Genomic DNA, 12034 nt, shown 5'->3' with positions numbered 1-12034 from the left:
CTCCTAAATGTTTTCTCTCTAGCTGTCGCGAAAGGCGGCCTGATTAGGCGACCAGCGCGGAACGCAGCTGCTGCAGCTTGGCATTGACCGAAGTGTCCAGCACTTCGTCGCCAACCACGACGCGAACACCACCGATCAACGAAGGATCGACGGACACGACTGGTTTGAGCTTGCGGCTGAATTTCTTTTCCAGCGTCTTGATCAGCTCGGCCACTTGGGCTTCGCTCATGTCGAATGCGCTCGTGATTTCGGCGTCTGCCGCACCTTCGGCTGCATTCTTCAGCAGCGTGAATTGGGCGCCGATTTCCGGCAGCAATGCGATACGACCGTTTTCGATCAGCATCGAGAGGAAGTTGTTCGCTTCCGCGTTGAGCGGCGATTTCAGCAAGGCCTTGATGGCTGCGATGACATCGCTATCCAGAACTTTTGGATTGCGGGCATATGCCAGCACCTCTTCATGCGAACCGATCTGGGCCAGTTCGGACACCAGATCGGACCACTGCGCGAGGTTGCCAGCCTGGGCTACGCGGAAGACGGCTTCCGCGTAAGGACGGGCGACGGTTGCGAGCTCTGCCATAATCAGAGCTCGGTAGCCAGGCGAGACAGCAGGTCAGCGTGAGCCGACGCGTTGACTTCGCGCTTCAGGATTTGCTCCGCGCCCTTCACAGCCAGGTCAGCCACTTGGCCGCGCAGTGCTTCGCGGGCCTGGGTTACTTGCTGCTCAGCTTCAGCTTTAGCTTGTGCCACGATGCGGGCAGCTTCAGCTTGTGCGTTTGCTTTGACTTCTTCTGCGACCAGTTGAGCACGCTTTTCAGCGTCCGAAACGAGCGACGAAGCATCGTTACGGGCAGTGGTCAGGAGTTCTGCAGCGGCTTTTTCAGCGCGCTTCATGGCATCCTGACCTTGGTCGGCGGCAGCCAGACCATCTGCAATTCGCTTGGCACGCTCATCCAGCGCACCATTCAGCGCTGGGAATACGAACTTCATCGAGAACCAGACGAGCACCGCGAAGGTGATCATCTGACCGATGAGAGACATATTGATGTTCATACCTTGCTCCTAGAAAGAGTTTCCCCGGTTGGAGCGTTGATTACTGAACAGCTGCGGTCAGGGCGGTCAGGAATGGGTTGTTGAAGGTGAACAGCAGAGCAACACCAACGCCGATCATGGAGATCGCGTCCAGCAGACCAGCGATAACGAACAGTTTGGTTTGCAGTTGTGGCATCAGTTCTGGTTGACGTGCCGAAGCTTCCAGGAACTTGCCGCCCAGGATAGCGAAGCCGAGTGCGGTGCCGATGGCGCCCAGGCCAACGATGATTGCTACGGCCAGAACGGTCATGCTTTGTACTTGTGCGATCAGAGCTTGCATTAGATTTCTCCTAATTTAAAAAAAACGAAAATACCAAAAAACTAAAACCAAATACTACGAATAAGTTGCTGATTAGTGCTTTTCAACCGCGAGGGCCAGGTACACAACCGTCAACGCCATAAACACAAACGCTTGCAGAGTCACAATCAGAATGTGGAAGATTGCCCATGGACCGCCCAGCAGCCACTGTGCCCACCATGGCAGCAGTGCGATCAGGATGAAGATCAGTTCGCCGGCGTACATATTGCCGAACAGTCGCAGCGACAGGGAAATCGGCTTGGCGAACAGTTCCAGCATCTGGAAGATGAAGTTCACTGGAGCCAGCAGGATGGTAGCAACGGTGCCGTGAGCGTGGAACGGTGCGGTGAACAGTTCTTTACCCCAGCCACCGACGCCTTTGGCTTTGATCGAGAAGCCGATGATGCAGATCAGCACACCAACGGACATGCCGAAGGTGTGGTTCACGTCAGCGGTAGGAACGACGCGCAGGTAGTTGACGCCGACATAGCTCAGCAGCTTAGGCAGCAGGTCGACCGGCAGGAAGTCCATTGCGTTCATCAGCCAGACCCATACGAAGATGGTGATGGCCAGAGGAGCGATAACAGCGGATTTGGCGTGAAATGCGGAATTGACGGTCTCGTTGACCATCTCCATGACCCATTCCACGAAGTTTTGCAGCTTGCCTGGCACGCCAGCGGTAGCGCGCTTGGAAGCCATGTAGAAGATACCGAGGAATACGAAGCCCAGGATCAGGGAGATCCAGAAGGTATCCAGGTTGACGGTGCCATTGCTGTTGTGAGTAAGGTGGTGCTGGATATACTCGGTGGCGTTAGCCGGGCCGGCGTGACCGCCCGTAGCGTGTTCAGTAGTCATAGGTCCGAATTTTTAATGATTAAATCTTGAGCAGCGACAGCCAATAAGCCAGGGTTGCCACTACGAATCCTAGGATCAGCCATAACCAGGCGGCTGATTTAAACAGCACCAGTGCACAAATAAACAGCACTGCCGTTACAAATACCTTCAGCATCTCGGCGCGGAAATGCGTCCGAAATGCTTTCTTTGCATCATCGGTGCCGCGCGCTACCATCAGCGCATAGACCAGGCTACCGGTTACTGCCATACCGCCGCCCATGGCGGCAGACCAGCCTTTTTCCACCCCGGCGAAAAGCGCCACGGTAGCGGAAAAGAGGACGGCGATTGTGAATTGCAGGGCAACTACTCGGAAGACTGGCCAGGCGATACTTCTTGAAGAATCACTCACTTGCCACCATTCCTTAAGACCCAAAGACACGGGATTATAGTTTGTTTACATCGCCAAGGTCAAACGTGGTCCATCGCAAAAAGTCGCTCTAACAACAAGTTATTCTGCTGAAAAGGTAGGCATCTGGCGATTACTTGTGGGGTAATCGAAACCGGTAATGCAGTGTCTGACCTCAGGGTCAGACACTGCTCGGCAGCCGCCGCGGGTGCGGGTCTGACCCTTGGGTCAGACCCTGGTTTACCGGGCTTTAGCCGCGCAAACGGGCAATAACGCCATCCAGGATATCGAGATCCGCGAAATCAATAATCATCTGCCCCTTGCCCTTGGCCCCCATCTTGAACACGACGGAGGTTGCCAAAGTATCGGACAGCTCTTCTTCGAGACGCTTGATGTCGCCCGATTTTTCTTTGGCGCGCGCGGTTGGCTTAGCCTTCGCCTCTTCCATATGGTTGTGGACAAGTTTTTCCGTCTCACGCACCGATAGTCGTTTCGCTACAACAACATTCGCCAAAGCAATTTGTGACGCCGCATCGACTGCCAACAAGGCACGCGCGTGCCCCATGTCGATATCCCCCGCCATCAGCATGGTCTGCACCGGCTCCGCCAGGTTCAGCAAACGCAGTAAATTGGAAACCGCCGAACGCGAACGACCGACAGCCTGCGCGGCCTGCTCATGGGTAAACGAAAAATCTGTAATCAGCCGATGGATGCCCTGCGCTTCTTCAAGCGGGTTCAGGTCTTCGCGCTGGATGTTCTCGATCAGGGCCATGGCGGCCGCGGTCGTGTCATCCACATCCTTCACCAGGACTGGCACGGTTTCCAAACCAGCAAGTTGTGCTGCACGGAAACGACGCTCGCCGGCGATGATTTCATATTTGACATGACCGGTTGCCTGGTCGATGCCGACCGGACGAACCAGCAGCGGCTGGATAATGCCCTGGGTCTTGATCGACGCAGCCAGTTCCGCCAGGCCACCCTCATCCATCTGGGTACGCGGCTGGTATTTGCCGGCTTGCAAGAATTGCACTGCCATCTCCGACGGAGTCGGGTGCGAAGTTGGATTGGACGGGTCTTCGTCGCCGCCGAGCAGCGCGTCGAGACCGCGGCCGAGGCCTTTCATTTTTTTAGTCGCCATTGTGGATAAGTCCGCTTACATTTTCTTGATACGTTTAACCATCTCGGCGCCGAAGGCGATGTAGGCCTGCGCGCCCTTCGACGTCGGGTCGAAAGTCACGCCCGGCATGCCGTAGGACGGCGCTTCGGCCAGCCGCACATTGCGCGGAATGATGGTCTTGAATACTTTGTCGCCGAAGTGCTGCTCGAGCTGGGCCGAGACTTGCTGCGACAACGTCATGCGCGGATCGAACATCACGCGCAGCAGGCCGATGATCTTCAGGTCCGGGTTCAGGTTGGCGTGCACTTTCTTGATGGTGTTGACCAGGTCGGACAAACCTTCCAGCGCGTAATACTCGCACTGCATCGGGATGATTACGCCATGCGCCGCGCACAAACCGTTCAGCGTCAGCATCGACAGCGCCGGAGGGCAATCGATCAGCATGAAATCATAGTCTTTCGCTGCCAAGCCCAGCGCATCGCGCAGGCGGCGCTCGCGATTCTCCAGCTGCACCATCTCGACTTCGGCACCGGCCAGCTCGCGGTTGGCTGGCAGCACGTCAAAGCCGCCGGCTTCCGAGCGCACGCGCGCAGTCGCCACGTCGGCAGTGCCGAGCAGGACTTCATAAGTGGAAGCTTGAAGCGTCGCCTTGTTGATCCCCGCGCCCATTGTCGCGTTACCTTGAGGATCGAGGTCAACAAGCAACACTCGTTGATTAAGTTTGGCCAGGCCGGCGGCCAGGTTCACAGTCGTGGTAGTCTTACCTACGCCGCCCTTTTGATTTGCTACACAGAAAATTTTGGCCATCGAGTTTTCTTATATGGTCTAAATCGTTTATTCGGTATAAACCGTTTATACTATTTATCTCGTATAAACGATTAAAATTATTTATACTGTTTAGCCAGTTACGTCCTGCCGATGAAAACCAGGTGGCGCTGCGCCTCCAGTCCTGGTACTTGCAAAGGCTGTAGCTCGTTCACTTTCCATGGGTCTGGCAGTCGCTCGCGCTCCTCTGCCGGCGCCGTGCCTTTCAGGGCGATGAATCGCCCGCCCTCTGCCAGCAAGTGTCCGGACCAGTTCACAAAATCGCTCAGGTCCGCGAAGGCTCGCGAAGTGATGACGTCGTAAGGCGTCTTGACCTGCAGTTCCTGCACCTTCTTCGTGTACACCGTTACGTTGACCAACTCCAGCTCGGCTTTCACCTGGTTCAGGAAGGCGGTCTTCTTGTGCACGATGTCGATCATCGACACTTTCATGTCCGGTCTTGCGATGGCCAGGACCACGCCCGGCAATCCCCCCCCTGCCCCAACATCCAGCACACTCTGCGCATCCTTGAACGCCGGCACTGCTGCCAGCGAATCGAGAACGTGCAGGGTCATCATTTCCATCGGGTCGCGTACGGCCGTCAGGTTGTACACCTTGTTCCACTTGTTCAGCAGGGACAGGTAATCCAGCAGTTTTTCCTGCTGTACTTCGCTCAAGCCCAGGTCCAGCTGTTTGACACCGTTCTCCAGTACATGCGCCAGGGCGGCGCGATCAAACATCGCCATCAAGCCGCCTCATCTTTCAGCGTGACGAAACCGCCGAAGCCGGCTTTCTTCAGGTGCACCAGCAGCAGCGAAATTGCAGCCGGGGTCACACCCGAAATACGCGAAGCCTGGCCCAGGGTTTCCGGACGATGCTTCTGCAGTTTCTGGCGCACTTCCATCGACAGCGCTGTGATCTCTGCGTAGTTGAAACCTTCCGGCAGCTTCAGGTTTTCGTAATGCTCGTGGCGCTCGACTTCCCGCAGCTGGCGATCGATATAGCCGGAGTACTTCAGGGTGATCTCGATTTGCTCCATCACTGCATCGTCGGTAACGCCCTGGCCCGCCAGCGACTGGCCTTCGGTACCAGTCATGGTCATCAGCTTTTCGTAGCCGACGCCCGGACGACGCAGCAGGTCGGCCAGCGAATATTCACGTTCGATGGCTTGGCCAATCACGCGCTCGGACTCGGCTGCCGCCAGGATGCGCGGGTTGACCCAGACCGATTTCAGGCGTTCCAGCTCTTGCGCCACGGCTTCGCGTTTGCGCTCGAAAGCTTCCCACTGCGCATCACCGACCACGCCCAGCTTACGCCCGATTTCTGTCAGGCGCATGTCGGCGTTGTCTTCACGCAGGCTCAGGCGGTATTCCGCGCGGCTGGTGAACATACGGTATGGCTCTTGCACGCCTTGGGTCACAAGGTCGTCAACCAGCACGCCGAGGTAGGCTTCGGAACGGGCCGGGGTCCAGGCTTCCTCGCCCTTGGTTTGCAGTGCGGCGTTGATACCAGCCAGCATGCCCTGGGCCGCCGCTTCTTCGTAGCCAGTTGTGCCATTGATCTGGCCGGCGAAAAACAGGCCGTTGATCGCTTTTGTTTCCAGCGACGCTTTCAAACCGCGCGGGTCGAAATAGTCGTACTCGATGGCGTAGCCTGGACGCAGGATGTGTGCGTTTTCGAGGCCCTTCATCGAACGCACCAGCTCGATCTGCACGTCGAATGGCAGGCTGGTCGAGATACCGTTCGGGTAGAACTCGTGGGTAGTCAGGCCTTCCGGTTCCAGGAAGATCTGGTGCGATTCCTTGGCCGAGAAGCGGTGGATCTTGTCTTCAATCGACGGGCAATAACGCGGGCCGACACCCTCGATCACGCCGGTGTACATCGGGCTGCGGTCCAGTCCGCCACGAATAATGTCGTGGGTTTTCTGGTTGGTGTGGGTGATCCAGCACGGCAATTGCTGTGGGTGCATGGACGTATTGCCCATCACCGAAAACACTGGCACCGGGTCCAGGTCGCCCGGCTGCTCGGTCATTTGCGAGAAGTCGATGCTGCGGCCGTCGATACGCGGCGGGGTACCGGTCTTCAGGCGGCCTTGCGGCAGTTTCAATTCTTTCAGGCGAGCGGACAGCGAAATCGCAGGCGGATCGCCGGCGCGGCCAGCCGAGAAATTCTGCAGGCCGACGTGGATCTTACCGTCCAGGAAGGTCCCAGCGGTCAGCACAACAGCACGACCGAGGAATTTCAAGCCGATCTGGGTCACGGCGCCAACCACGCGCTCGCCCTCCACCATCAGGTCGTCCACCGCCTGCTGGAACAGCCACAGGTTTGGCTGGTTTTCCAGGCGATGACGGATCGCAGCCTTATACAGGATGCGGTCGGCCTGGGCGCGAGTCGCGCGCACGGCAGGGCCTTTGGACGAGTTCAGGATACGGAACTGGATGCCCGACTCATCGGTTGCGATGGCCATGGCGCCGCCCATGGCGTCAACCTCTTTGACGAGGTGGCCTTTGCCAATGCCGCCGATGGATGGGTTGCACGACATCTGGCCCAACGTCTCAATGTTGTGCGTCAACAGGAGAGTCTTCTGGCCCATGCGGGCGGAAGCGAGGGCCGCTTCGGTACCGGCGTGACCACCGCCGACAACGATAACGTCGAATTCAGTAGGAAATAACATGGTGAAAATGAGGGAAAGCTGGGGATCGAACTGAATTATAAAGTTTTTTCGCCCCTGCGAATTTTTTGGGCAGGATTTTTTTGCGCGCAATGTTTCACGTGAAACAAAAAAGGGCGCCGTTTAGCGCCCTCTTCAACATTGTTTCACGTGAAACACTATTACTTAAACCACGCGTCATAGCCGGTTTTGATGATTAGCAGCACCACCACAACCAGGAACAGGCGCCTTACAAACCCGCTCCCATGCTTCAGTGCGAGCTTGGTGCCGAGTACCGAACCGACCACCTGGCAGACCGCCATGGTCAGGCCCAACTGCCAGATGATGTGGCCAGTAAATCCGAACAGCAGAATCGCCGCGACGTTGCACGCCACGTTCACCACCTTCGCGGCCGCTGAAGCGCCAAGGAAGTCGAAGCCGAAGCTGCGGACGAACAGGAAGACAAGGAAGCTACCGGTGCCGGGACCGAAGAAGCCGTCATAAAAACCGATGCCCGCCCCCACCAATATCGCCAGGACCTTTTCCTTGGTGCCGGTATGCAGCGGTGCATGAACACTGCCAAGGTCCTTGCGAAAGAAGGTATAACCCGCCACAGCGACCAACACAAATGGGAGCAAACCACGCAGGAAATCCGGCGGGATCCGGGTGACGGTATACGCGCCGAGGAAAGCAAACAGGAAAGCAGCAATCGCCGCCGGTGCGACAGTGCTCCAGGCAATCTGAGTGCGCCGTGCATAGTTCACTGCCGCGGCGCCAGTGCCAAACACACTGGCCACCTTGTTCGTACCCAACAACGTCGCGGGAGGGGTAGCACCCATTGTCGAGAAAAGAGCAGGAATCTGGATCAGCCCGCCGCCGCCAACCACCGCGTCCACAAATCCCGCCGCAAATGCGGCCCCCGCCAACAATCCATACTCGACCATTACCCTGCCCCAGCCATATTCGGAAACGTAATATTGTAAGTCGGAACCCGGCACGCTGCTGGAGGCTGGTGTAAGCTTTCCCGATGGACCTGTTGACCTCTTTCAGCTTTGCGACCGTCCCCACCATCCTGTCCGCTCCCGGCGCGACAAAAGCTCTGGGCAAGGAACTTCGGAGCCGGTTCCCGAACATCCGTCGCGTGCTCCTGGTTAGCGACCAGGGTTTCCTACGCACCGGCCAGGCCGATGCAGCCATCGCAAGCATGCGAGCGGCAATGTTTCACGTGGAACAATTTGCGGATGTGGTAGCTGATCCTCCCGAGCACGTCGTCGAAGAGGCACTTGCCCTCGCCCGACAGCATGCGTCAGAACTCGTTATCGGCCTCGGTGGCGGAAGTTCAATGGACGTCGCCAAGCTCGTTGCCGTGCTGACCGCCAGTCCGCAATCGCTGTCTGAAATCTACGGCATCGGCAACGTACACGGCTCGCGCCTGCCCCTGGTCCAGATTCCGACCACTGCCGGCACAGGCTCAGAAGTCACCAACATATCCATCGTCACCACCGGCGCCACCAGCAAGATGGGCATCGTTGCACCCCAGCTGTACGCCGACATGGCCATTCTCGATGCCGAGCTTACCATCGGCCTTCCGCCCGCCGTGACCGCAGCAACGGGCATAGACGCCATGGTTCACGCCATCGAAGCCTACACCAGCAAGCACAAAAAGAATCCGCTATCGGATGGGCTTGCACGCCAGGCCTTGGGCCTGCTGTCGCGCCACCTGATCCGCGCCTGCGAAAATGGACAGGACTTGGCAGCCCGACAGGCCATGCTGCTTGGCGCCATGCTGGCTGGACAGGCCTTCGCCAACGCACCGGTCGGAGCCGTTCACGCGCTGGCATATCCCATCGGCGGCATCTTCCATGTCGCCCATGGGCTCTCGAACTCTTTGGTCCTGCCCCATGTCTTGCGATTCAACGCGCAGGCGTGCGCCGAACAATATGCAGAACTGGCGGCGATTGTCGTGCCTCACGCAGCGGGAAGCACGGCGGCGCGCGCCGAAGCCCTCGCTGTTGCAATGCAACAATTCGCCGCTGTCACGGCTCTGCCGCGCACCCTAAGTCAAGTCGGCATCACCGCCGGCGATCTCGACTTGCTTGCGAGCGAGGCCATGAAGCAAACTCGCCTCCTCGGCAACAATCCACGCCCGGTTGCTCGCGCAGACGCCTACGCACTGTATGAACTCGCGCTCTGAGTTATCACCGTGACAAAGATATAATCCGCGTTCCCAAAAAAACTACGCGGATACTGCACATGGCCGTTCGGTCAGCCCTTCCATTTCTCATATTGCTGATGGCCGGACCAGCTGCCGCAGGCGATGGAATCGATGGGCGCTTTGGTCGCACCGAAGTTCGCTACATTGCCGCCAAACCGGCCGTCTTCCAGAATGGGCAGAAAGCACTCGCCCTCGACGACGCAAGCGAAGCCGCTATCCTGCGCCTGGTGCCTGAAGCTACAAAGGACTTCATCCTCCTCCGCTCCTGGAAGCCAGCACCGAAGTGCCCAGCCAGTTATCGCTTGCTAAGCATCCAAGCGAAGGCGCCGCTCCAATCCTCCCCGCCGTTTGGTGTGTGTGCTGACCTCGCGGGTATCAGCTTCGCTGGCCCCTATCCACTCCTTCACCTGCGCCAGTCTGCCCCAACGAAAATTACGCAGTTCACCTGGAAGGATGGGAAGATGTTCGAACTGCCGGCGATGACCGAGGCATGCTTCGCCAAGCACGAACACGCGGTCGAAATGAGCGGCCGGCAACTTCAGCAAGCTAGCTATGTGGCAGCCGGCGAAGGGCGGCTGCAATTCCATTCAGCACCAGATGAACGCTGCGGCATTGAAGGCATTTTCGTGGTTCCTGGCGACCGGCTCGAAGCGTCCCGCGTCAACGGCCGATACACGCTGGTCTTTTACCAGCATCCAAAGACCCCCAAAGTCGCTGCCGGTTGGGTCCACAGCGCACGGCTCAAGCCAGTGAATTAGGCTTGCTTGCGCCGCTTTCCTTGCAGGTAGAGGAACTCGCCAACGATCCCCTTGCGGAACAGCAGCACACAAGCGACGAAGATAAATCCAATCACCAGGCTGACCGCTTCGCCAAGCGTGGAGAACCACTCAATGCCGGTGGCCCCAGCCATCATTGTACCGAAGTCCCCAAGTTTGTTTTCCAGCGAAATGATCAGGATCGCACCGATGATCGGGCCAACCAGCGTGCCCATTCCGCCAACAAGCGTCATCAAGATGACCAGGCCAGACATCGCCCAATGCACATCGGTCAGCGTTTCAAAGCCCAGCACGATCGACTTGGTAGCCCCCGCGAGGGCAGCCAGCGAACCCGAAAGCACGAACGCCGCCAGCTTGTACTTGTCCACGTCATAGCCAAGCGAAATTGCCCGCGGCTCGTTCTCCTTGATCGCCTTCAGCACCTGGCCAAACGGCGAATGCACCGTGCGCATAATCAGCGCAAAGCCCGCAATGGAAATCGCCAGCACCACGTAGTACATGGTCAAGTCGCTACCCAAGTCCAGCACACCAAGCAGCTTGCCGCGCGGGACACCCTGCAAGCCATCTTCGCCGCCGGTGAAATCGGTGAAGCGCAGCGCAGCGAAATACACCATTTGCGCCAGTGCCAGCGTAATCATCGAAAAGTAAATTCCCTGGCGCCGAATCGCCAAGCCGCCCATCACCAATCCAATCGCGGCACCGGCCAGCACGCCAACCAGCAAACTCAGCTCAAACGCCAGTCCCCAGTTTTTCAAGGCGTTGCCGGCAAAGTAGCCCGCGGCGCCGAAGAAGGCCGCGTGGCCAAACGACAGCAAACCGGTAAAGCCAATCAACAGGTTGAACGCGCAGGCAAACAGCGCGAAACACAGAAGCTTCATCAGCAGCACGGGATAGCCGACAAACGGCGCGCCCAGCGCCAGCGCAAAAGCGATGGAATAGCCCAGCTTCTTGTTCATTTATCGTTCCTTGCCAAACAGGCCGGCGGGACGCAGCAATAAGATGATGACCATCACCAAAAATACGACGGTGTTGGCAAACTCCGGATAGAACACTTTCGTCAGCCCTTCGATCACGCCGAGCGCCAGGCCGGTCACGATCGAGCCCAGGATCGACCCCATGCCCCCGATCACCACAACGGCGAATACGACGATAATCAGGTTCGACCCCATCAAGGGTGTCACTTGCTGGATTGGAGCCGCCAGGACGCCTGCAAAGCCCGCCAAAGCGACACCGAAGCCATAGGTCAGGGTCACCATCAGCGGCACGTTGATTCCAAAGGCTTCCACCAGCTTCGGATTCTCGGTCCCGGCCCGCAGGTAGGCGCCAAGTTTGGTCTTCTCGATCACGAACCAGGTCGCCAGGCAAACCACCAGGGATGCCAGCACCACCCAGGCCCGGTAATTCGGCATCGCCATGAAGCCAAGGTCGGTCGCCCCCTGCAGGGCCTCCGGCGTCTCAAACGGCTGCCCAGAGACCCCGTAAAACGAGCGGAAACCACCTTCAACCAGCAGGGTCAGGCCGAATGTCAGCAGCAGCCCGTAAAGGTGATCGAGTTTGTACAGGCGCCGCAGCATCGTCCTCTCGATCACCACGCCCAATATGCCGACGATCAACGGCGCGAGAACCAGCATGCTCCAATAGCTCATGCCAAAGTAGGTCATGCCGATCCACGCGAGGAAGGCGCCCATCATGTACATGGCGCCGTGCGCGAAATTGATCACATTCAGCAGGCCGAAAATTACGGCAAGACCGAGCGACAGCATGGCGTAAAAAGAGCCGTTGACGAGCCCCAGCAAAAGCTGGGACATCATCATCGGAAGCGGACGGCCGAAGATCTCCATCTAG

General features: G+C 58.0%; 14 protein-coding genes. 2 read left to right on the top strand and 12 right to left on the bottom strand.

Features of this window, described 5'->3' with window-relative positions; all coding sequences use genetic code 11:
- Positions 1 to 43 precede the first annotated feature (43 nt).
- The 10 genes from ASE26_RS14320 to ASE26_RS14275 form a co-directional block, all read right to left on the bottom strand.
- The gene (locus ASE26_RS14320; protein WP_055939517.1) at positions 44 to 577 is read right to left on the bottom strand and encodes a F0F1 ATP synthase subunit delta; all 534 of its coding nucleotides are present in this window, start codon (positions 575 to 577) and stop codon (positions 44 to 46) included.
- 2 nt (positions 578 to 579) lie between these two features.
- Complete coding sequence (locus tag ASE26_RS14315; protein ID WP_055939514.1) at positions 580 to 1050, bottom strand: F0F1 ATP synthase subunit B; 471 nt, start codon at positions 1048 to 1050, stop codon at positions 580 to 582.
- A gap of 40 nt (positions 1051 to 1090) precedes the next feature.
- Entirely contained in the window at positions 1091 to 1369 is a 279-nt protein-coding gene (gene atpE, locus ASE26_RS14310; protein WP_055939510.1) for a F0F1 ATP synthase subunit C, read from the bottom strand.
- Positions 1370 to 1441: 72 nt separating this feature from the next.
- Entirely contained in the window at positions 1442 to 2242 is an 801-nt protein-coding gene (gene atpB / locus ASE26_RS14305; RefSeq protein ID WP_055939506.1) for a F0F1 ATP synthase subunit A, read from the bottom strand.
- A gap of 19 nt (positions 2243 to 2261) precedes the next feature.
- Complete coding sequence (locus ASE26_RS14300) at positions 2262 to 2630, bottom strand: ATP synthase subunit I (RefSeq protein ID WP_055939505.1); 369 nt, start codon at positions 2628 to 2630, stop codon at positions 2262 to 2264.
- Between the two features lie 247 nt (positions 2631 to 2877).
- Positions 2878 to 3765: a ParB/RepB/Spo0J family partition protein gene (locus ASE26_RS14295; protein WP_055939502.1), complete on the bottom strand. Its 888-nt coding sequence runs from the start codon at positions 3763 to 3765 to the stop codon at positions 2878 to 2880.
- 15 nt (positions 3766 to 3780) lie between these two features.
- A complete protein-coding gene (locus ASE26_RS14290; RefSeq protein WP_055939498.1) occupies positions 3781 to 4551 on the bottom strand; it encodes a ParA family protein in 771 nt (256 codons plus the stop codon).
- 98 nt (positions 4552 to 4649) lie between these two features.
- Positions 4650 to 5294 carry a 16S rRNA (guanine(527)-N(7))-methyltransferase RsmG gene (rsmG, locus tag ASE26_RS14285; protein ID WP_055939494.1) on the bottom strand — a complete coding sequence of 215 codons (645 nt, stop codon included), beginning with the start codon at positions 5292 to 5294 and terminating at the stop codon, positions 4650 to 4652.
- Positions 5294 to 7222, bottom strand: a complete 1929-nt coding sequence (gene mnmG, locus ASE26_RS14280; RefSeq protein WP_055939491.1) for a tRNA uridine-5-carboxymethylaminomethyl(34) synthesis enzyme MnmG — start codon at positions 7220 to 7222, stop codon at positions 5294 to 5296. Before mnmG ends, rsmG begins: the two co-directional genes overlap by 1 nt.
- 158 nt (positions 7223 to 7380) lie before the next feature.
- On the bottom strand, positions 7381 to 8142 hold the full coding sequence (locus tag ASE26_RS14275) for a TSUP family transporter (protein ID WP_055939488.1): 762 nt from the start codon (positions 8140 to 8142) through the stop codon (positions 7381 to 7383).
- 92 nt (positions 8143 to 8234) lie between these two features.
- Between ASE26_RS14275 and ASE26_RS14270 the strand changes: the two genes are divergently transcribed.
- On the top strand, positions 8235 to 9392 hold the full coding sequence (locus tag ASE26_RS14270; protein WP_373922111.1) for an iron-containing alcohol dehydrogenase: 1158 nt from the start codon (positions 8235 to 8237) through the stop codon (positions 9390 to 9392).
- Positions 9393 to 9451: 59 nt separating this feature from the next.
- On the top strand, positions 9452 to 10171 hold the full coding sequence (locus ASE26_RS14265) for a hypothetical protein (protein WP_057246450.1): 720 nt from the start codon (positions 9452 to 9454) through the stop codon (positions 10169 to 10171).
- Here ASE26_RS14265 and ASE26_RS14260 read toward each other — a convergent pair.
- Positions 10168 to 11145 (bottom strand): branched-chain amino acid ABC transporter permease, encoded by a 978-nt coding sequence (locus ASE26_RS14260; protein WP_055939479.1) that lies wholly within the window; start codon positions 11143 to 11145, stop codon positions 10168 to 10170. The genes ASE26_RS14265 and ASE26_RS14260 overlap by 4 nt on opposite strands.
- Positions 11146 to 12030, bottom strand: coding sequence for a branched-chain amino acid ABC transporter permease (locus ASE26_RS14255; RefSeq protein WP_055939476.1), 885 nt, complete (start codon positions 12028 to 12030; stop codon positions 11146 to 11148).
- Positions 12031 to 12034: the final 4 nt, after the last annotated feature.

Source organism: Duganella sp. Root198D2 (assembly GCF_001428585.1).
In the GTDB taxonomy this organism is placed as follows: domain Bacteria; phylum Pseudomonadota; class Gammaproteobacteria; order Burkholderiales; family Burkholderiaceae_D; genus Rugamonas.
The sequence above is the reverse complement of the archived record's forward strand: the minus strand, read 5'-3'. Positions and strand labels throughout refer to the sequence as shown.